This window comes from Thermoanaerobacter uzonensis DSM 18761 (assembly GCF_900129115.1).
Taxonomy (GTDB): Bacteria; Bacillota; Thermoanaerobacteria; order Thermoanaerobacterales; family Thermoanaerobacteraceae; genus Thermoanaerobacter; species Thermoanaerobacter uzonensis.
On record NZ_FQUR01000007.1, the window covers coordinates 49,311 to 70,342 of the forward strand.

Sequence of the window (21,032 nt, forward strand, 5' to 3'; positions counted from 1 at the left end):
TGGGAAGGGGTAGAAAATGGATTATAAGGAGCTATTAAAGAAGCTTAGCGAAAGTCATGGAGTTTCCGGACATGAGAGAGGAATTTATGACCTTTTAAGAAAAGAATTTGAGGAGATTTCTGATGAGGTTTTAGAGGACAATTTTGGCAATCTTATTTTTAAAAAGAAAGGCACAAAAGGCAAGTACAAGGTGATGTTAGCCGCTCATTTAGATGAAATAGGCCTTATGGTAAAAGATATTGATGAGAAGGGATTTATAAAATTTACAACAGTAGGAGGAGTAGATCAGAGGACTCTTCCTTCCCAAGAAGTTATAGTTCATGGTAAAAAGGAATTATTGGGGGTTATAGGAAGTAAACCGCCACATCTTTTGTCTTCGGAGGATATGGAAAAAGCTATAAAGATTGAAGATATGTATGTGGATGTGGGGCTTCCTAAAAAAGAAGTAGAGGAATTAGTCAAAATTGGTGACATTATAACGATAAAAAGAGACTTCAGAGAGCTTTTAAATGATTATGTTTCTGGAAAGGCCTTAGACGATAGAGCCGGGATTGTTGTGATGGCAGTATGTCTTGATGAACTGAAAAAATTATATCATTATCATGATATATATGCAGTAGCTACTCTTCAGGAAGAGGTGGGGGTAAGAGGAGCTACGACTTCCGCTTATAACGTAGAGCCAGACATTGCAATTGCTATTGACGTTACCCATGGAAAAGCAAGAGGGGTTAGTCTGGAGATAGAGTTAGGTAAAGGACCTGCAATTGGAAAAGGTCCTAATATGCACCCAGCAGTATACAAGGGTTTAGTTGAAACAGCTAAAAATTATAATATAAATTATCAGGTGGAACCATTACCAGGTCCATCAGGAACAGACGCTTGGGCGATACAGGTTTCAAGAGAGGGCGTGCCAACAGGATTAGTATCAATACCTCTAAGATATATGCATACTTCAGTAGAAACTGGAAATATGAAAGATATAATAAGTAGCGGTAAACTTTTAGCTTATTATATAGCTAATCTTCCAGAAGAATTGGAGGGACACTTATGTTATTAAAGGAATTGACAGAGATAATGGGGGCTTCAGGAGATGAGAAGGAGATAAGGAATAAGATAAAAAGTATTGTTGAACCATATGTGGACAATGTTTATGTAGATAAAATAGGGAATTTGATAGCCTGCAAAAAAGGAAAAAAAGACAAACCTAAAATAATGTTAGCCGCCCATATGGATGAAGTAGGACTTATGGTAAAATCAGTCAATGAAGACGGGACGTTGAGTTTTTTTCCTGTGGGTGGTGTAGATAATAGAATACTTGTTGCCAAAACAGTAAAAGTAGGTGAAAAGGGAATAAATGGAGTAATAGGAGCAAAGCCAATACACCTTCAAAAGAGGGACGAACAGCAAAAGCCTCTTGACTTCGATTCTCTTTATATAGACATTGGTGCGACTTCAAAAGAAGAAGCTTTAAAACATGTTTCCACTGGTGATTATGTTTATTTTGACTCAAATTTTGAGATATTAGGAAATGGCTATGTGAAAGCGAAGGCTTTGGATGACAGAATAGGCTGTAATGTGCTGATAGAAATTCTGAAAAACGAGTATGAATATACTGTTTGTGCAGCTTTTACAGTGCAGGAAGAAGTAGGTTTAAGGGGAGCAGGTGTTGCAGCATATAATGTGGAACCCGACTTTGCCATAATTGTGGAAGGGACAGTTGCAGCGGATGTTACTGATTCAGCACCCCATTTAGTTTCTACGGAATTGGGCAAGGGACCTGCAATTTCTTTGATGGACAGGACAACTCTTTATGATAAAAAACTTATTGATAAAATTGCGAAAATAGCCGATGAGAATAAGGTACCTTATCAATTTAGGAGAATAGCCAGCGGCGGCAATGATGCAGGGAAAATCCATCTTACAAAAGGTGGCATAAAAACAATTGCTGTATCTGTCCCTTGCAGGTATATTCACTCTTTTAATTCTGTAGCCTTTTTAGAGGATTTTCATAACACAGTTAAATTGGTTGATTTGATAATTAAAAATATTGAGAAGGAGGCTTTAATATGAGTTTAAATATAGAGTTGATAAAAAAACTTACACAGACTTATGGACCTTCTGGAAGTGAGGAAAAGGTTTTAGAAATCATAAAAGAAGAAGTAAAGGATTTTTGTGATGAGATTACATATGATGCATTGGGGAATATGATATGCAGAAAAGCAGGAAAAGGTAAAAAAATAATGGTGGCTGCTCATACAGATGAAATAGGACTTATGATTACACATATAGAGGATGAAGGTTTCTTGAGATTTACAACTATTGGAGGGGTTTTTGTAGAACAGATAGTAGGGAGAAGAGTGGTTTTTAAAAATGGAGTTCAAGGAGTCATAGGAGTAGAACATTTGGAGGATAAAAAAGATTTTAGAATTGAAAAATTGTATATAGATATTGGAGTAAAGAATAAGGAAGAAGCTCAAAAATATGTCAATATTGGAGATAGTGCATCTTTTGCAGGCGAATTTATTGAAGCAGGTGATAGACTTATATCAAAGGCTTTTGATGATAGAATAGGCTGCTATGTAGCTATTGAGGCACTGAAAAATCTTAAAACAGAAAACAAGGTGTACTTTGTTTTTACAGTGCAAGAAGAAGTTGGCTTAAGAGGAGCTACTACAGCTGCTTATAACATACATCCAGATTTTGCTATAGCGGTTGATGTGACGTTAACAGGTGATACTCCTAAAGCTAAAAAGATGTCAGTATCTCTTGGTAAAGGTGCAGCTATAAAGGTAATGGACAGGTCAATAATAGTGAGCCCCTATGTGAGAGAAATGATGATTGAAACAGCTAAGGAGTATAATATTCCTTATCAGTTAGAAATATTGGAGTTTGGTGGGACTGATGCAGGGGCTATACATTTAACAAAAGGTGGTATACCATCAGGTGTCATATCAATTCCTACAAGATATACTCACAGCATATCAGAAATGGTGGATAAAAATGATGTGGAGGCAAGTATTAACCTCCTGATTAAAATACTAGAAAAATGAAGCAAAAGACCCTGCTTCTTACGCGGGGTCTTTTTATTTATGGACTTACGCATTTTCACTAGAGGTGCTATTTTTTGAATTTACAAGCCAGTTGACTATGAAAAATACAGCCACTATGAGGAGAACAAGCCCTGCTATTGCCCAAATAAGATTTTTAATATTGAATTTGAACATTTCAATCCCTCCTCGGGAAGAAAAAGTTTATTTTTCTTATCTTCATTGTACAAGATATTTGTGGTCATATCAACACTTTTTAAAATTAGCTAAAAGAACCGTCCCCTTCGTCTGATTTTAGGCGGTTATTCCAAATACTTTTTGCACTAGAGTTCCAAAAAGATATGATAAGACTGCTGCTCCAAGCCCTGTTACTACCATTTCTAAAACCTTTCCTTTTATAGACAGACTTTCTGACGCGACAGATACTACAATTCCTACTATAGAGAGGGCTATAGCTGCAAATACTACGGAAAATGCAAGAGCTACTAAAGAGGATGAGGTGATTATAAAGTAAGGCAAAACGGGGAATACGAGTCCTACAAGGTATGCAATACCTGTATACAAAGCAGATTTTATCTCATTTTCTGAAACATCCTCAGTTAAGAGGTTTGTCATGGCATCTTCATTGTTACTAAGTTTGTCTACAATTTCTGCTCCAACATCTTCTGGTATACCAGATTCTGATAGTTTATTTAAAAATTCCTCTTTTGCCCTGTCTTTTGAGACCTTAAATAAAAGTTCCATTTTCTTTTTTATACCTTCATTTACCTGTCTTTGAGATCTAACGGAGGTGTACGCTCCAATTGCCATAGAAAGAGCTCCTGCAACACCAACTACAAGACCTGCAGTACCAACGGTTATAGGACTTTTAGGATAAACAGCTGAAAGTCCTGTTACAGTTCCTAAGATTTCTACAAGGCCATCGTTCATTCCAAGTATAAAGTCTCTTATGTTTTCTATGCTGAATTTATCTTTTTGTCTGCTAAACATTTTTTCATGTTCCAGTTCATCTTCTATGATTTTTGAGAGAATTAATTTTTCTTTTTCTGTAAGAGAAGCTTCGTTAAAATAGCGATAATAGGATTCGGTACTTGTTGTTTCATTCATTTCAAGTATTGTGACGAATAATTTGCTTCCTAATAAAGTTCTCAACATTTTATAAGTAAAAAGCCTAAATTTACGAGATTTTTCTTCTGGAATTTCTATATTTCTGTCTTTTAAAAATTGATGCCAAAATTTTGCGTGAGCTTTTTCTATTTTTGCAAGTGCTTCAAAATTACTTTTAGTTTCTGGATTTTTCTCCACTTTTGCAAGGTATGTATAAAGGTCGGCAGCTTCAACTTCTTCTTTGTAAAAACTGATAGCTTGATCTATAGGATTCATTTGTCATACCGTCCTTTCTGAGTGAATTTTTAAATGAGCAAGAATAACGAAAAATAAAAGGATATACTAGTGCATATAATTCTACATATGATATATTTACAAAGTGATAAACATCCGTATATATTATACCACATTAGAATTAAAGCTAATGGTCACTTGCCTTTTGAAGAGATAAAAATGGAGGGAATGATCCCTCCATTTTTTATTCATCTTTTGCTAATTTTTCGTAGATTTTGTACCTTTCTTGAGCTAGTTTTTCAGCTTCTTCGAAGAGCTTTTGTGCTCTTTCTGGGAAGGTCTTTTCTAATGCTGAGAATCTAACTTCTCCTTTTAAGAAGTCTTGTACTGATAGTTTTGGTGGCTTAGAATCGAGGATGAATGGATTCTTTCCTTCTTTCTTGAGAAGCGGATTGTATCTATAGAGAACCCAATATCCTGCTTCTACAGCTTTCTTTTCTTCTAATTGGCTGCAGCTCATACCTTGTTTTATGCCGTGAGCAATACATGGAGCATACGCAATGATGAGAGATGGTCCTGGATAGCTTTCAGCTTCTACTAATGCCTTCACTAGTTGAGTTTGGCTTGCTCCCATTGCAACTTGTGCTACATATACATACCCGTATGTCATTGCCATTCTTCCTAAGTCTTTCTTGCCAATCGGTTTACCTGCTGCTGCAAATTGTGCTACTGCACCTACTGGTGTTGCCTTTGAAGATTGTCCACCTGTATTTGAATAAACTTCTGTATCGAATACCAAGACGTTTATATCTTCTCCCGAAGCAAGTACATGATCTAATCCGCCATAACCTATATCGTATGCCCAACCGTCGCCACCAAATATCCATTGAGACTTCTTAATGAGGTAATCTTTTCTTTCAAGTACTTCATTAATAAGCTCTTTTACTTTTGCGTCTTCTGCTTTATAGTTTTGAAGGATTGGTAACAATTTTATGGTAGCTTCTTTTGATTTTTTTCCGTCCATCATGTTGTCAAGCCAGAATTGCAATGCTTCTTTTAGCTCTGCTGTGATGTTAAGCTCCAACAGTTCTTTTACTATATCAGCTAATTTTGCTCTTTGTTGTTTTACAGCTAATGCCATGCCAAGACCAAATTCTGCGTTGTCTTCAAAAAGGGAATTTGCCCAAGCTGGTCCTTTTCCTTCATGGTTTGTACAATATGGTGTAGATGGTGCACTTGCTCCCCAAATTGAAGAACAACCTGTAGCATTCGCTATCATCATTCTATCGCCAAAAAGCTGTGTGACAAGTTTAGCGTAAGGTGTTTCACCGCATCCTGCGCAAGCACCTGAGAATTCAAGCAGAGGCTTTTCGAACTGGCTTCCTTTTACTGTTTCTTTGTTCATTGGGTTTTCTTTTGGTGATAAAGTCATTGCGTATTCCCAGTTCTTTGCTTCTTCCATTTGTGTTTCTAAAGGCTTCATTACAAGTGCTTTTTCTTTTGCAGGACACTCATTTACGCAAACGCCGCAACCTGTACAGTCAAGGACACTGACTTGAATTCTGTAGTATAGTCCTTCAAAGCCTTTTCCAATAGCCTTTTTAACTTTAAATCCTTCTGGTGCGTTTTTAACTTCCTCTTCTGTGAGCAAGAAGGGCCTTATTGCAGCATGTGGACATACAAAAGCGCATTGGTTACATTGTATACAGTTATCTATTTGCCACTCAGGTACGTCAACAGCAATTCCGCGTTTTTCATAAGCTGCAGTACCTGGTGGGAAGGTACCATCTTCTCTCCCAAGGAAGGCACTTACAGGAAGCTTGTCTCCTTCCAATCTATTCATTACATCGGCAACATTTTTAACAAAATCAGGTGCTTGTCTTTCTTCTTTTGGCTCATCTTCAGCGTCTGCCCAAGAAGCAGGTACTTCTACTTTGACTAAAGAATTTATACCTCTATCTACAGCCTCGTAGTTCATCTGTACTATCTTTTCGCCTTTATGTCCGTATTCTTTCACGATAGCTTCTTTTAAGTGTTTTACTGCCTCTTCAATTGGTATTATGTTTGTAAGCTTGAAGAAAGCGGATTGCATTATCATGTTAATTCTTCCGCCTAACCCTATTTCTTTTGCGATGTCTACAGCGTTGATGATGTAGAAGTTAATGTTATGTTTAGCTAAATATTTTTTAATTGAAGCAGGCAATTTCTTGTCTAATTCTTCAACTTTCCAATTGCAGTTTAGAAGGAAAGTACCGCCATCTTTTAATCCTGCCAATATGTCATAATTGTAAACGTAAGATTGCTTATGACAAGCGATAAAGTCTGCTTTGTTTATCAAATATGTTGACCTTATTGGTTTTTTGCCGAATCTTAAATGAGATACTGTTACACCGCCTGATTTCTTTGAGTCATAAGAGAAATATGCTTGCACGTATAAATCTGTGTTGTCACCTATGATCTTTATAGCGCTCTTATTTGCACCAACTGTACCATCAGAACCAAATCCCCAGAATTTGCAGCTAGTTGTCCCTTCTGGTGTTGTATCGACTTCTTCTCCTACAGGAAGTGATGTAAAGGTCACGTCATCAATTATTCCTATTGTGAAGTGGTCTTTTGGTTCATCAGCTTTGAGGTTGTCAAATACAGCAATGATTTGTGCAGGTGTAGTATCTTTTGAACCAAGACCATAACGACCACCAACAATTACTGGATGCAATTCGCTGTCAAAGAAAGCTGTTTTTACATCTTCATACAAAGGTTCACCAATTGAACCTGGTTCTTTTGTTCTATCGAGTACAGCTATCTTCTTAACAGTCTTTGGTATTACATCTAAGAAATGTTTTATAGAGAAAGGCCTATAAAGATGTACTTTTACGACACCTACTTTTTCTCCTTTTTTCAACAAGTAATCTACTGTTTCTTCAATGGTTTCTGTCACAGAACCCATTGCAATTATTATTCTTTCTGCATCTGGTGCGCCATAATAGTTGAACAGCTTATATTCTCTTCCTGTTAATTTCTTCATTTCATTCATGTAATATTCTACGATTTCAGGTATAGCATTGTAGAATCTATTGGCAGCTTCTCTTCCTTGGAAGAATATATCTGGGTTTTGAGCTGTACCTCTTGTTACAGGATGTTCTGGATTTAGTGCACTTTGTCTGAATGCTTTTAAAGCATCATAGTCTACAAGTTTTTTGAGGTCTTCATAATCTAAAACTTCGATTTTTTGCACTTCGTGAGATGTTCTAAATCCGTCAAAGAAATGCAAGAAGGGTACTCTTCCTTTAATTGCAGAAAGGTGTGCAACGCTTGCTAAATCCATTACTTCCTGCACACTGCCAGAAGCAAGCATAGCAAAACCTGTCTGACGGCATGCCATAACGTCAGAATGGTCACCAAAAATCGAAAGAGCATGTGTTGCAACGGCACGTGCACTTACATGGAATACTCCAGGTAAAAGCTCCCCTGCAATTTTGTACATGTTAGGAATCATTAAAAGAAGTCCTTGGGATGCAGTGAATGTCGTTGTTAGAGCTCCTGCTGCCAGTGATCCGTGAACAGCCCCTGCAGCACCTGCTTCTGACTGCATTTCAATAACTTTTACCGGCTGACCAAATATGTTCTTCCTTCCATGTGCACTCCACTCATCTACAACTTCTGCCATTGGAGACGATGGAGTTATGGGGTAAATCGCAGCTACTTCCGTAAAAGCATAAGCCACATGGGCAGCAGCTGTGTTACCATCCATGGTCTTCATTACTTTAGCCATTTCTTTACTCCTCTCCTTATTTAATAATTAAATAAAAGAATCGAAAAATCACCAATCAAAGAAGGATGTACCTGATATAGCACAGTATACAATATTTCATTTTATTATATAACAGGTATTTATAGAGTGTATAACAGGCCTCATTCATTTAGAATTTTGCTTTTATTAAAGCTATATAACAGGTACATAATTAATTATACCACACCAACAAAAAAAATTAAAACTTTTTTGCAACAAAAAAGGGATTTACTTATTCAAATGCCAGCTATATATTTATTTAGTGTAAAATTTAAGGATGCATTTGATTGCATCCTTCAGTTTGTTGACAAAGTAAAAAAATATTCAAAAGGAGATATTTTGTATCGTCGCTCCGATGTTCCAAAGCGACAAAACTAAAACTCGACCTTCAGGTTCCGGCAGGGTACCGGGCACAATCGGCATCCATGCCTTAAGGTGCCCGCCTCCGCCATCCGTGGCTACGGCCCTGCCTCCACCCTCCGTCTTGTTAAGTTTTGTTGCCGCTTTGTCACAAGTCACTCCTTATACAAAATATCTCCTTTACGAAAGTTTGTCTACAGTCTGAAGGATGCATTTGATTGCATCCTTAAATTTGTTTTATCTATGCTGAGGTTTTATTTTTGTTTGTAAAACATTATTTTTTATACTTTCTTTTCTTGTTTCATATCGTCTGTACATTAAGAAGGCGACGAGGGTGAAAAACACAGGCCCTATAATCATCCAGATAGTAGAACTTAAATCTCCTTCGATTGCTGGTTGAATTATAGTAAAGAAGTTAGCAAAGGCTACGGTTGCTGTGACTATTATTGTAGCAATAAAAGCACTTGACTCTGTTTTAAATATTTCAAAAGGCTTTTTAATGAGCTTGTTTTTCTTAAAAGAGAAGAAGGCTCCTGATAAAAATACATAAGGCAATGTCATAGCTACATTGGTCATCAAAATGAGTTTGGCAAAAAATTTAGCTGCAGCTTCTCCACCAAAAGAAACAAGAATAATCATTATGACTGCTATTGTGCATTGTACCCACATGGCATTTTTTGGTATTCCATTTTCTATTTTTCCGATTTTATTTGGCCATAACTCTGAAGGAGTTCCTTCTATTATTTGTTTTAAAGGCGCATAAGATAGTGTAAAAAAAGCACCGGTTAATGCTAAAAACATTGATAATCCCACATATCTTGCGAACCATGCACCAATTGCAAGAGAAGTAACTTCATTAAAACCTAAACTTTGACCTATTTTATAGCCTAAATTTTGCATTACTACATATGCCACGTTTGCCATATTTACATTTTGTGAACCTAATACTTCCTTCCAATTAGTGAATACTCCTACCATAAAGATTCCTAGTGAATATCCAATAGAGATAAGCAGGGCAGAGATTAATAGTCCTTTTGGAAAGTTTTTTTCTGGATTTTCTGTTTGGTCTACAAGTCCTCCTACTACTTCCAGTCCGCCATATGCAAATATAGCAAAAACTAGAAAAGCAAACATAGCAATAGTTGATTGATAAGCAGGGTTTGGTGAAACAACAAAAGAGTGAGATGAAACGATTGGTTGAGCAACTTTTCCACCGTTAGCGATTAGGACAAACATACCTCCTAAAAGTAAAACTATGTTTAATAAAGCAACAGCGGTTCCACCAACAGAGGTTATTTTTGAAATGCTTTTTAATCCTTTAGAAGCCACATAGGTTACTGTGATAACCCATACTACTCCTAAAAGTCCCAAAGTTTGAGTGGCTTTTAAACCCAAAAGACTCCAGGTAGAAGTTGTATCTTTTCCAAATAAAGCATTGGAAAGAGGTATCCATATAGAAGAACTAACGTTAACCATCCATATAATATAAGAAGCATACCACATAAAGGTTCCGATAAAAGCGTACTTTGGATTTACTGATTTTTCCATCCAAGAATAGATGCCGCCTTTTTCATCTTTAAATGCTGAACCATATTCTGCCATCATAAAAGCGTAGGGTATAAAGAAAGTTATACCCGATAAAATATACCATGGAATGGCCCCATATCCCATTAAATAGAAAGAACGAGGAATATTTGTGAAGCCAAACACTGAAGTAAAGATCATCAAAATGAGAGGAATCAAAGCCAATTTTTTTGTATCGTTTACATTTGATGCCATAAAAAACTTCCTCCTTACATAATTTTTATCTACTAAAATTTTTTAATATATACAAAAATATTTCAAAGCATATTATATAGCTTACTTTGGCATTTTGTCAATAGTTTCTCTTTTACAGTTTATCCAGATTATCTTTTAATAATACATCATTAAAACATAGAGATAACTGTCAAAAAAATTTGATAAGAAAAAAATGTATTTTTTTTTTTTTTTTTTTTTTTTTTTTTTTTTTTTTTTTTTTTTGAAACTTTTTTAAAATTGACATTACAAGAAACAAATGGTATAATTTTTTTGTCAAATTATGTCGAAAAGAAGGGAAAACTGTGGAAGTATACAATTACAGCGAGTATTATCTTATAAAGCATTTAATGACGAGTTTGAAACATTATCATTATATAACTTACTTACACAGTATAAGAGTTGCAAAACTTACTTATTTAGTTTCTAAAAAATTAGAATTACCCAAAGAAGAGCAAATTTATAATTGTAAGGGGGGATTATTACACGATATTGGTAAAGTATTAGTACCCGTTTCCATTCTTGACAAGCCAGGACCGCTTACAGAATTAGAATACGAGTTTGTGAAGATACATCCAACTTATGGCTCGGAGATGTTAAAAATTTTTCCTTCATTGAAGGATTTGGTCCCAGGTGTACTTTACCATCATGAAAGATTAGATGGTTCTGGCTATCCTTTTGGTGTCAGTATTATTCCTTTAAGTGCTCAAATAATAGGAATTTGTGATTCTTTTGATGCAATGACTACAAAAAGGCCTTATAATGAAAAGAGGTTAAAAAGTATACACGAGGCAATATTTGAATTAAAAACCCAACCCAAAAAATATAATTACAAAATCGTAGAAGCATTAGAAGAAGTTTTGTGGGAGAAAAAGGGGGATCAACAACACTTTATTTCGATATAATAGGAGGGTAACAAATGAAAAGTATCAAAACAAAACTGTTGGTGTTTATATTTTTGGTTATTCTAATTCCCCTTGTCATAACAGGATATTTTTCAACAAATATTGCAGAGAGTGTTCTTAAGAACAAGATAAACGATTCCAATCAAGCAGCTTTATCTGTTTTAAATAAGTACATAAATTCTTTTAAACAAAACACAGAATCAATGATTGAAATGTTAGCTGAATCAAATGCTATAATGAATTATGATGGAAGCAGTGCTTCAGATGAAGCAGTACTTAAAAAATTAGAAGAAGCAAAAAAATCTATGCCAGACGCTATGAATGTGTATTTTGCAACACCTGATAAAAAGATGATTTTGTACCCACCTCAAAAACTAGAAAATTATGATCCAACAGAAAGGCCATGGTATAAAGATGCTGAAAAAGCAGGAGGCAATATTGTCTGGACAGATCCTTATGAAGATTTTGCAAGTAAGATTCCCGAAATAACTATAACTAAAGCAGTTATGGACTCAAGTGGGAAATTATTAGGTGTTTTAGGAATTGATATAAGTTTAGAACAACTTTCTAAAAATATCTCTAGTGTTAAACTTGGAAAGACAGGTTACATATACATAATTACAAAAGATGGTATGACTATTACTCATCCGGATACTACTAAGTTGTTTACTTCTATAAAAAAATATGACTTTGGGGAAAAATTATTAAGTCTTAATAATGCTACTATACAATACACTTCAAACAATGTGTACAAGTTTGCCAGTGTGAGAAATCTTGACAGTTTTGGGTGGAAAGCAGTAGTTACAATGGAAAATAGCGAATTAACAAAAGATGTCACAAAAATACGAGATTTTGTAATCACTGTAAGTGTAATAGTATTACTCATTGGATTTTTAATAGCTTACTTCTTCGCAAATTCAATATCTTCAGGAATCAAAAGGGTAGTAACTGCTATGTCTGCAGCAGCTAAAGGAGATATTACGGTTAAAGCTAACGTAAAAGCAAAAGATGAAGTGGGAATATTGGCAAACAGTTTTAATACCATGGTGGAAGGAATAAGAAGACTTGTCTTTGACATAAAAAGCGTATCAGACTTTGTAAATCACTCAGCGGAAAACATGGCAGTTGCTTCTGAACAAGCAGCGCAAGCTACACAGGATGTGGCGAAAGCCATTGAAGAAATCGCACAAGGAGCTTCAAGTCAAGCAAAAGAGGCAGAAGAGAGCGCTAGTGCCACTGTGTTACTTGGGCAATTGATAGACCAATCCCTTAAAAACGCTGATGAGATAAACCAAGAAGTAGAGAATGTCAGCATGGTATCCAATGAAGGACTTGTCACTATAGATGACTTAATAGAAAAGACAAAACTGACAATAGAAGCGAATAACAATGTAAAAGAATCTACAAACTATCTCCTTGAAAAATCTGCAGAGATAAGCAAAATTGTAGAGACGATAACAGGCATAGCAGACCAGACAAATCTTTTATCACTAAACGCGGCAATAGAGGCAGCGAGAGCAGGAGAAGCAGGAAGAGGCTTTGCAGTTGTAGCAGATGAAGTGAGGAAATTGGCAGAACAGTCCTCACAGGCAGCGAGAAACATAGCAAACTTAATATCTGAGATACAAAGCACGATTAACGATACTTACAAGACAGTAGAAGACTCAACAAAATCGATAGAAAAGCAAAGCAATGTAGTCAATACCACAAAAGATGTGTTTGAAGGAATAATTCATGCAGTGAATTTTATAGTAGAAAAAATTGATAATCTTAATAAATCTTTAAAGGAGATAGAATCTCATAAGAACAAAATAGTTGATTCAATACAGAACATAGCGGCTGTATCAGAAGAGTCCGCGGCATCAGCGGAAGAAGTATCTGCAACATCACAGGAACAGTCGGCAATTGTGGAAGAGATGGCATCAACAGCAAATGAACTTAAGAATTATGCCAATACGCTTATGGAAGCAATTAAACAGTTCAAAGTAGAGTAAGCGGGAGAACTCCCGCTTCAGACTGTAGACAAACTTTCGTAAAGGAGATATTTTGCATAAGGAGTGACTTATTACAAAGCGATAACAAAACTTAGCAAGACCGAGGGCGGAGGCAGGGCCGAAGCCAAGGATGGCGGAGGCGGGCACCTTAAGGCATGGATGCCGATTGTGCCCGGTACCCTGCCGGAGCCCGAAGGTCGAGCTTTAGTTTTGTCGCTTTGGAACATCGGAACGACGATGCAAAATATCTCCTTTGAAAACTTTTTAACTTTGTCAACAAACTGAAGCGGGAGAACTCCCGCTTTTTAAATTTAAAAATGTATAAATATTAGCAGGATTTTTGAAGTGATAAATAGAAATATACTATATCACCAAATTAAAAAATTTATGGGGGGATTTAAATATGTCGAGGGTTATAAAAGCGCCAAGGGGGACCACACTACATTGCAAGAATTGGCAAATAGAGGCGCCTTATAGAACTTTGATGAACAATCTAGATCCGGAGGTAGCAGAGGACCCGTCGAATTTGATAGTGTATGGAGGAGCAGGTAAAGCCGCAAGGAATTGGGAAGCTTTTAATAAAATAGTAGAGAGTTTGGAAAATTTAGAAGAAGATGAAACACTTCTCATCCAATCTGGGAAACCTGTAGGAATCTTTAAAACTCATACAATGGCACCAAGAGTGCTCATATCCAATGCAATGTTAGTACCTGCATGGGCTAATTGGGAAAATTTCTGGGACCTTGAGGCAAAAGGGCTTACCATGTATGGGCAAATGACAGCAGGAAGTTGGATATATATAGGGACACAAGGGATAATAGAAGGAACTTTTGAGACTTTTGCAGCTCTTGCTAAAAAACATTTTGATGGAACATTGAAGGGAAAGTTTGTACTAACTGCAGGACTTGGAGGTATGAGTGGAGCTCAGCCTTTGGCTATTACCATGTTGGATGGCGCTTGTCTTATAGTAGAAGTGGACAGAAATAGAATACAGAGAAGATTAGATACTAAATACCTTGATGTAATGACAGACAATCTTGACAAAGCTTTAGAAATGGTTTTGAAAGCAAAAGAAGAAGGAAAGCCTTTGTCAGTTGGACTTGTCGGAAATGCCGCAGATGTGCATCCTGAGCTTGTAAGAAGGGGAATAATTCCAGACGTTGTAACAGACCAGACATCAGCCCATGACCCATTAAATGGGTATGTGCCAAATGGAATGACACTAGAAGAGGCATTTGCTCTTAGAAAATCAAATCCAGAGGAATATATAAAGAGAGCTAAAAAGGCTATGGCAGAGCACGTTTCAGCAATGCTTGAGATGCAAAAAAGAGGAGCAATAGCTTTTGATTATGGCAACAACATAAGGAGAATGGCTTATGATGAAGGGGTAAAAGAGGCTTTTAATATCCCAGGTTATGTTCCTGAGTATATAAGAGATTTATTCTCTGAAGGGAAAGGACCTTTCCGCTGGATTGCATTATCAGGTGACCCTGAGGATATTTTCAAGACTGACGAAAAAATTTTAGAACTTTTCCCTGAAGATACACTGCTTGAAAGATGGATTAGGTTAGCGAGAGAAAAGATTAAATTCCAAGGATTGCCTGCGAGGATTTGCTGGTTAGGATATGGTCAGAGAGCGGAATTTGGCCTTGCAATAAATGAAATGGTGAGAAAAGGCGAACTGAAAGCTCCTATTGTAATAGGCCGTGACCACCATGATACGGGTTCTGTCGCATCCCCTTACAGAGAAACGGAGGCAATGAAAGACGGCAGTGATGCTATCGCAGATTGGCCAATACTTAACGCCTTGTTAAATACTGCTTCAGGAGCTACATGGGTATCAGTACATCACGGCGGGGGAGTTGGAATAGGATATTCAATACACGCAGGAGTAGTAGTGTGTGCCGATGGAACAAAAGAGTCTGACTTGAGAATAGAGCGAGTTTTGACTTCTGACCCTGGTTCTGGTGTTATGAGACATGCAGATGCTGGATATGAAATTGCAATAAGAACTGCGAAAGAAAAAGGAATAAAAATGCCTATGCTAAAATAACGTTGGAAAGGATGAGGAAATAAATGGATCAGATAATTGAATGTGTACCTAATTTTAGTGAAGGAAGAGACCAAGAAAAAATAGCACAGCTTGTCAAAGAAGTTGTGTCGACGGAAGGAGTAAAGCTTTTGGATTACTCTTCCGATAAAGACCACAACAGGACAGTTATAACCTTTTGTGGAGATGCAAAGGGAGTAAAAGAGGCGGCTTTTAAGCTCATTAAAAAAGCTTCAGAAATAATTGATATGAGGTACCATAAAGGGGAGCATCCAAGGATTGGGGCAACAGATGTTGTACCCTTTATACCTGTAAAAAATGCTACAATGGAAGAATGTGTACAGATTGCGAGAGAAGTAGGAGAAAGGGTTGGAAGAGAGCTTAATATACCTGTGTATTTATATGAAGAAGCTGCTACAACTCTTGAAAGAAAAAATTTAGAAAATATAAGGCGGGGAGAATATGAAGGCTTTTTTGAAAAGATAAAACAGCCGGAATGGAAGCCAGACTTTGGTCCGCAGGAGATGAACCCAAAGAGCGGTGCGACAGTGATTGGCGCAAGAAATTTTCTCATTGCCTACAATGTCAATATTGCTACAGACAATATCGATATAGCTAATAAAATTGCTAAAGCTATCCGATTTTCAAGCGGCGGTTACCGGTATGTGAAGGCGATGGGTGTGGAATTAAAAGAGAGAGGAATTGTGCAGGTGTCGATGAACCTTACTGATTTTAATAAAACACCTATTTACAGAGTTTTTGAAACAATTAAAGCAGAAGCTTTAAGGTATGGGGTAAATGTTATAGGTAGTGAAATAATAGGGCTTGTGCCAGCAAAAGCTTTGTTTGATGTGGCAGATTATTATTTAAGAATAGAGAACTTTTCTGAAAATATGGTTTTAGAAAACAGAATATACGAATGAGGTGTTAAAATGGAGGCAGATTTGTTAATATACAACATTAAGAAAATTTATACACCTCTTGGCAATTGCCCACTATGTGGAAGTGACATGGAAAATATAGAAGAAATTGAAGATGCTTATATTGCAATAAAAGATGGGAAAATTTTAGCGGCAGGAAAATCACCTGCCGCAATTTCTGCAAAAGAAAAAATTGACGCAAAAGGCATGATTGCAATTCCTGGATTTGTAGACCCTCATACTCATCTTATACATTATGGCTCAAGAGAAAATGAAGTGGCACTTAAATTAAAAGGGTATTGTTATGTAGACATATTAAAGCAAGGTGGAGGAATACTTTCTACTGTTAATGCAACCAGAAATGCTTCTGATGACCAATTGATAGAAAAAGCTATGAAAAGCCTTGATATAATGCTATCTCATGGCACTACTACTGTAGAAGTAAAAAGCGGATATGGACTTAGCACAGAAGAAGAGATAAGGCTTTTAAGACTTATGAATAAGCTTAATTCAATCTCTCTTGTGGATATTGTTCCTACTTTTTTAGGGGCTCATTCAATACCTACGGAGTTTAAGGAGAATTCTTGGGGATATGTTGATAAAGTTGCAAAAGAAATGATTCCAAAAGTAAAAGAGGAAAATCTTGCAGAGTTTTGTGATGTTTTTTGCGAAGATGGAGCTTTTGACTATGAACAGTCTAAAAAGATATTAGAAGAGGCTAAAAAGCAGGGAATGAAACTTAAAATTCACGCTGATGAGTTGACACAAAGTGGTGGAGGAGAATTGGCGGGAATATTAGGTGCTGTAAGCGCAGACCATCTTGAAGAGGTATCTGAAAAAGGAATTGAACTTATGAAAAAAGCAGGTACTGTAGGGGTACTTCTTCCTGGAGTTTCTTACTTTTTAGATAGACCTTATGCCAATGCAAGAAAATTAATTGAAAAAGGTCTTGCTGTGGCTCTTGGTACGGATTACAACCCGGGGACAAGTCCTACAGAAAATTTACAGCTTATAATGTCTTTTGCGTATATAAAAATGAAAATGTCTGCCAAAGAGATTTTAACTGGTGTAACTTTAAATGCAGCTTGTGCTATTGATAAGGGGAATGAAATAGGCACAATAGAAAAGGGTAAAAAGGCAGACATACTCTTAATTGATGCGCCCAATCTTGACTATATAATGTATCATTTTGGGATTAACCATGTAAATACAGTTATAAAGTCAAAAGGGGACAAAGCAGTTGTTATTGGAGTAGGATAGAGATAAGGTATAATGTTAAATATTTTTTAAATAGGATATTTTGCATCGTCACTCCGGTGTTCCAAAGCGACAAAACTAAACTAGACCCTCGGGTTCCGGCAGGGTAACGGGCACATTCGACATCCTTGTCTTAGTGCCCGCCTCCGCCATCCTTGGCTTCGGCCCTGCCTCCACCCTCGGTCTTGTTAAGTTTTGTTATCGCTTTGTCACAAGTCGCACCGATTGCAAAATATCCTATTTCCGAAAGTTTGTCTACAGTCTGAAATCCACAGTACATACTGTGGATTTTTTAAGATTCATATGACTTTCATAACTTCTTGTATATGCAAAGATTTTTCACCGTCCTCATATAGCAGAGTAATGTTTTGTTCTATCCCTTTACTGCACCGGCGGTTAATCCGGATATTATCCTCTTTTGGAATATGAGTACCATTATGATAAGAGGTACTGTTACGACAACAGAAGCCGCTGCAATATCTCCCCAAGGAAGGTCATGTTCTCCAGGAAACATGGCTATACCGACGGGTACTGTTCTCATTGAGTCTTGTGTGTTAAATACAAGGGCAAAGAGAAATTCATTCCATGCTGCTATAAACGTGAGAATGGCAGTTGTGAACATGCCAGGAGTAGCAAGAGGCATTATTATCTTTAGAAATGCTTGCATAGGAGTAGCACCATCTACTTTTGCGGATTCTTCAAGTTCAAAAGGAATTTCTCTAAAAAATGAGGTTAAAATCCATAAAGAAAGGGGAATTGCAAAAGTAGTGTATGTCAATATAAGACCTAGATAGCTATTTAATAAGTTTACATTTTTTAGAAAAATAAACAGGGGGCTTACAATAGCTATTCCAGGAAACATTGATACAGACAAAACTAAAGATAGTATTATTGATTTCCCTTTAAATTTAAGCCTTGCTAAGGCATATGCTGCAAAAGAAGATACAAAAAGACTAAAAAGAGTGGTAGATGAAGCAACAATAAAACTATTTTTCAAATAGGTTAAAAAAGGGCGTTTAGTAAATACATTTATATAATATCCTGTATAAATCTTACTTGGAATCCATGTTGGAGGAATACTAAATAGTTCTTGTGGAGTTTTAAAGGAGGTAAGTGTTTGCCATAGGAAAGGGAAAATTATATATACAAGGAATATTGTTAAAAAAATATAGAAGATAATTTGGTTTATGGTATTTTTAAGCTTCATTTTTAAATCACCTCATTTCAAAATGCTTTTATCCAAAAGCTTTATATAGAACATTGCAAAAATGAAAACAAAGATGAATATTATAACAGCTATTGCTGAACCAATTCCAAAGTCAAGATTTCTGAAGAGGGTTTTATATGCATATATAGAAAGAGTCTCTGTTGAATTACCAGGTCCTCCTCCTGTCATTACAAAAATGAGGTCAAATACTCTAAAAGCGTCTAATGTTCTGAATATGAGAGCAACTAAGATTGTAGGTTTTAATAATGGTAAAGTGATACTAAAAAATTGCCTTATACTTCCTGCTCCATCTACTTTTGCTGCTTCATAAAGGTCTTGGGATATATTCTGTAGCCCGGCAAGCAACAACAATGCCATGAAAGGTGCAGTTTTCCATACATCTGCAAATATAGCTGCCGACATTGCTGAAGAAGGGTTTCCAAGCCATGCTTTATAACTGCTTATTAAACCTATTTTCATTAAAATATCATTTAATACGCCAAACTGATCATTATAAATGAATTTCCACATAAGAGCTGATATTACAGTCGGAATTGCCCATGGAATTAACACAGCAGCTCTTACCAATCCTGTCCCTTTAAATTTTTTATTCATCAAAAGTGCCATTACCATTCCAAGTACTAATTCCAGCGCTACAGATACAACTGTAAAGAATACTGTGTTTAAGGTTGCAGACCAAAATCTAGAATCAGAGAATAGTGTGCCGTAATTCTGAAGACCAACAAAGTGTGTGAGCCCAGGAAGCTGCAATTTCATGTAATAAAGACTTAACTTAAAAGTATTTAATACAGGATATAAAGCTATTGCAATAATACAAAGTAAGGCTGGAGCAACTAATATATATCCCAATGTGGCTTCACTTAGTTGGAACTTAGATTGTTTAGTTGGAGACGTTAAATTTTTTTGCTCTATCACGTTACCACCTCTTTATATTAAGTGGCAGCAAAAAGCTGCCACTTTGGATTTATATGAAGAAGTACTATTTACCGTTATTCTTTATTATTTCATCAAGGTCTTTTGCTACATTTTTAACAGCTTGTTCAGGTGAAATTTCTCCTGTTAAAGCTTTATGGAAATTAATTTGCATTGAATCAGACATTTGTGGATAAAATGGGGATACTGGTCTTGGTTTAGCTGTTATGAATACATCATAAAAATCTGCCCAATAGGGATTTTTTGCTAAAACTTCTTTGTCCTGATATAAAGATTTTATTGTTGGGAGATTGCCACCTTCTAAAGCTGTAATTTTTTGTCCTTCTTCACTTGTTACGAATTCAATGAATTTCCATGCTTCTTCAGGATGCTTTGAATATTTGTTTATACCGAGATTCCATCCACCTAAAACTGGAGTGCCAACTTTGCCGTCTTTTCCTCTTGGAATAGGTGCTATACCAACTTTACCTTTTACAGGCGAATCATCAGAATTAAGCAATGACCAAGCATAAGGCCAGTTTCTCATAAAGATTGCTTCTCCTTGCTGGAACACATTTCTTGCATCTTCTTCTTGATATGTTGTAACACCAGGAGGTGCTATTTTAACTAAATCAACTAAATATTGTAAACCACCGATGGCTTGTGGAGTGTCAATAACAACTTTGTTTCCATCTAATACATTACCACCATTACTTCCAATTAATTCTAGAGCATCACATACTAAACCTTCATATTGATTGCCTTGAAATACTATGCCGTATTTTGTCCCGCCTTTACCAACGTTTTCTTTTGCCATTTGAATTAATTCATCCCAAGTTTTGGGAGGAGTGTTTATAATATCTTTTCTATAATAAAGGACTCCTGCGTCTGTAAATCTTGGCACTGCCCACACATGGCCATTATATGTTACTGCTTCAACGGGTCCCGGTAAAAACTTATCTCTCATTTCTTTTGTAAATTTATCATCTAACGGGAGTAACCAATTAGCAGCAGCAAATTCAGGTGTCCAGATAATGTCCATTGCTAAAACATCAATACTTGAATCACCTGCGGATAATGCTGTAACATAAGAATTGTGCTGGTCATCTGTGGAATTAGGTAGTTCTTGAACTTTGACTTTAATGTTTGGATATTTTTTTTCAAAAGCTTCGACTAATTTTTGAGTTGCTGGTGTAGAGTCTTTACCTGTAGAATAGGTAATTGTGACTGGTTCATTCTTAGAAGTATTATTTGAAGGAGATGAGGTTGTGTTTGAACCACAACCGGCAATTAGAGTTCCTATTAATGCCAGTGAAATTATTGATGCTAGGATTTTATTTTTTTTACCCATCTAAATTCCCCCTTAAATAGTATTGGTGTTGTATAATAATTATATAAGAAATCGGTTGCGAAAATAATGTGACATTTTTA

Annotated in this window: 15 protein-coding genes; 8 read left to right on the forward strand and 7 right to left on the reverse strand. The window is 36.3% G+C overall.

Annotation, left to right across the window (positions count from 1 at the left end; translation table 11 throughout):
- The first annotated feature begins 16 nt into the window (after window positions 1-16).
- The 3 genes from BUB32_RS01990 to BUB32_RS02000 are packed head-to-tail and all read left to right on the forward strand — an operon-like array spanning window position 17 to window position 3,050.
- Window positions 17-1,057, forward strand: a complete 1,041-nt coding sequence (locus BUB32_RS01990) for a M42 family metallopeptidase (protein ID WP_072967003.1) — start codon at window positions 17-19, stop codon at window positions 1,055-1,057.
- Complete coding sequence (locus BUB32_RS01995) at window positions 1,048-2,070, forward strand: M42 family metallopeptidase (RefSeq protein ID WP_072967005.1); 1,023 nt, start codon at window positions 1,048-1,050, stop codon at window positions 2,068-2,070. The genes BUB32_RS01990 and BUB32_RS01995 overlap by 10 nt, the downstream gene beginning before the upstream one ends.
- On the forward strand, window positions 2,067-3,050 hold the full coding sequence (locus BUB32_RS02000; RefSeq protein WP_072967007.1) for a M42 family metallopeptidase: 984 nt from the start codon (window positions 2,067-2,069) through the stop codon (window positions 3,048-3,050). The genes BUB32_RS01995 and BUB32_RS02000 overlap by 4 nt, the downstream gene beginning before the upstream one ends.
- A 45-nt stretch (window positions 3,051-3,095) precedes the next feature.
- Here BUB32_RS02000 and BUB32_RS13215 read toward each other — a convergent pair whose 3' ends face one another.
- From BUB32_RS13215 to yjeM, 4 genes are all read right to left on the reverse strand, one after another.
- Entirely contained in the window at window positions 3,096-3,224 is a 129-nt protein-coding gene (locus BUB32_RS13215; RefSeq protein WP_268807533.1) for a hypothetical protein, read from the reverse strand.
- 117 nt (window positions 3,225-3,341) lie between these two features.
- Window positions 3,342-4,430 carry a VIT1/CCC1 transporter family protein gene (locus tag BUB32_RS02005; RefSeq protein ID WP_072967010.1) on the reverse strand — a complete coding sequence of 363 codons (1,089 nt, stop codon included), beginning with the start codon at window positions 4,428-4,430 and terminating at the stop codon, window positions 3,342-3,344.
- Window positions 4,431-4,632: 202 nt separating this feature from the next.
- A complete protein-coding gene (gene nifJ / locus BUB32_RS02010) occupies window positions 4,633-8,160 on the reverse strand; it encodes a pyruvate:ferredoxin (flavodoxin) oxidoreductase (RefSeq protein ID WP_072967012.1) in 3,528 nt (1,175 codons plus the stop codon).
- Window positions 8,161-8,775: 615 nt separating this feature from the next.
- On the reverse strand, window positions 8,776-10,317 hold the full coding sequence (gene yjeM / locus BUB32_RS02015; protein ID WP_072967014.1) for a glutamate/gamma-aminobutyrate family transporter YjeM: 1,542 nt from the start codon (window positions 10,315-10,317) through the stop codon (window positions 8,776-8,778).
- A gap of 323 nt (window positions 10,318-10,640) precedes the next feature.
- On the opposite strand from yjeM, the gene BUB32_RS02020 reads away from it, so the two are divergent.
- The 5 genes from BUB32_RS02020 to hutI all read left to right on the forward strand — a co-directional run bounded on the left by BUB32_RS02020 (window position 10,641) and on the right by hutI (window position 17,464).
- The gene (locus BUB32_RS02020) at window positions 10,641-11,240 is read left to right on the forward strand and encodes an HD-GYP domain-containing protein (protein ID WP_072967016.1); all 600 of its coding nucleotides are present in this window, start codon (window positions 10,641-10,643) and stop codon (window positions 11,238-11,240) included.
- Window positions 11,241-11,254: 14 nt separating this feature from the next.
- Window positions 11,255-13,234, forward strand: a complete 1,980-nt coding sequence (locus BUB32_RS02025; RefSeq protein ID WP_072967018.1) for a methyl-accepting chemotaxis protein — start codon at window positions 11,255-11,257, stop codon at window positions 13,232-13,234.
- A gap of 403 nt (window positions 13,235-13,637) precedes the next feature.
- On the forward strand, window positions 13,638-15,287 hold the full coding sequence (hutU, locus tag BUB32_RS02030; RefSeq protein WP_072967020.1) for a urocanate hydratase: 1,650 nt from the start codon (window positions 13,638-13,640) through the stop codon (window positions 15,285-15,287).
- Window positions 15,288-15,310: 23 nt separating this feature from the next.
- The gene (gene ftcD / locus BUB32_RS02035; RefSeq protein WP_072967022.1) at window positions 15,311-16,207 is read left to right on the forward strand and encodes a glutamate formimidoyltransferase; all 897 of its coding nucleotides are present in this window, start codon (window positions 15,311-15,313) and stop codon (window positions 16,205-16,207) included.
- A 9-nt stretch (window positions 16,208-16,216) separates the two neighbouring features.
- Window positions 16,217-17,464 carry an imidazolonepropionase gene (hutI, locus tag BUB32_RS02040; protein WP_072967024.1) on the forward strand — a complete coding sequence of 416 codons (1,248 nt, stop codon included), beginning with the start codon at window positions 16,217-16,219 and terminating at the stop codon, window positions 17,462-17,464.
- 370 nt (window positions 17,465-17,834) lie between these two features.
- On the opposite strand, the gene BUB32_RS02045 is transcribed toward hutI, so the two are convergent.
- The 3 genes from BUB32_RS02045 to BUB32_RS02055 form a co-directional block, all read right to left on the reverse strand.
- Window positions 17,835-18,668, reverse strand: coding sequence for a carbohydrate ABC transporter permease (locus BUB32_RS02045; protein WP_072967026.1), 834 nt, complete (start codon window positions 18,666-18,668; stop codon window positions 17,835-17,837).
- Window positions 18,669-18,680: 12 nt separating this feature from the next.
- Complete coding sequence (locus BUB32_RS02050) at window positions 18,681-19,604, reverse strand: carbohydrate ABC transporter permease (RefSeq protein WP_072967028.1); 924 nt, start codon at window positions 19,602-19,604, stop codon at window positions 18,681-18,683.
- 64 nt (window positions 19,605-19,668) lie between these two features.
- Window positions 19,669-20,952, reverse strand: a complete 1,284-nt coding sequence (locus tag BUB32_RS02055) for an ABC transporter substrate-binding protein (RefSeq protein ID WP_072967030.1) — start codon at window positions 20,950-20,952, stop codon at window positions 19,669-19,671.
- Window positions 20,953-21,032: the final 80 nt, after the last annotated feature.

Bases quoted from the DNA above. Each gene is read 5' to 3' on its own strand.
- yjeM (WP_072967014.1), bottom strand. From the start codon at position 10,317: ATGGCATCAAATGTAAACGATACAAAAAAATTGGCTTTGATTCCTCTC.
- hutI (WP_072967024.1), top strand. From the start codon at position 16,217: ATGGAGGCAGATTTGTTAATATACAACATTAAGAAAATTTATACACCT.
- hutU (WP_072967020.1), top strand. From the start codon at position 13,638: ATGTCGAGGGTTATAAAAGCGCCAAGGGGGACCACACTACATTGCAAG.
- BUB32_RS01995 (WP_072967005.1), top strand. From the start codon at position 1,048: ATGTTATTAAAGGAATTGACAGAGATAATGGGGGCTTCAGGAGATGAG.
- BUB32_RS01990 (WP_072967003.1), top strand. From the start codon at position 17: ATGGATTATAAGGAGCTATTAAAGAAGCTTAGCGAAAGTCATGGAGTT.
- BUB32_RS02045 (WP_072967026.1), bottom strand. From the start codon at position 18,668: ATGAAGCTTAAAAATACCATAAACCAAATTATCTTCTATATTTTTTTA.
- ftcD (WP_072967022.1), top strand. From the start codon at position 15,311: ATGGATCAGATAATTGAATGTGTACCTAATTTTAGTGAAGGAAGAGAC.
- nifJ (WP_072967012.1), bottom strand. From the start codon at position 8,160: ATGGCTAAAGTAATGAAGACCATGGATGGTAACACAGCTGCTGCCCAT.
- BUB32_RS13215 (WP_268807533.1), bottom strand. From the start codon at position 3,224: ATGTTCAAATTCAATATTAAAAATCTTATTTGGGCAATAGCAGGGCTT.
- BUB32_RS02005 (WP_072967010.1), bottom strand. From the start codon at position 4,430: ATGAATCCTATAGATCAAGCTATCAGTTTTTACAAAGAAGAAGTTGAA.
- BUB32_RS02055 (WP_072967030.1), bottom strand. From the start codon at position 20,952: ATGGGTAAAAAAAATAAAATCCTAGCATCAATAATTTCACTGGCATTA.
- BUB32_RS02025 (WP_072967018.1), top strand. From the start codon at position 11,255: ATGAAAAGTATCAAAACAAAACTGTTGGTGTTTATATTTTTGGTTATT.
- BUB32_RS02000 (WP_072967007.1), top strand. From the start codon at position 2,067: ATGAGTTTAAATATAGAGTTGATAAAAAAACTTACACAGACTTATGGA.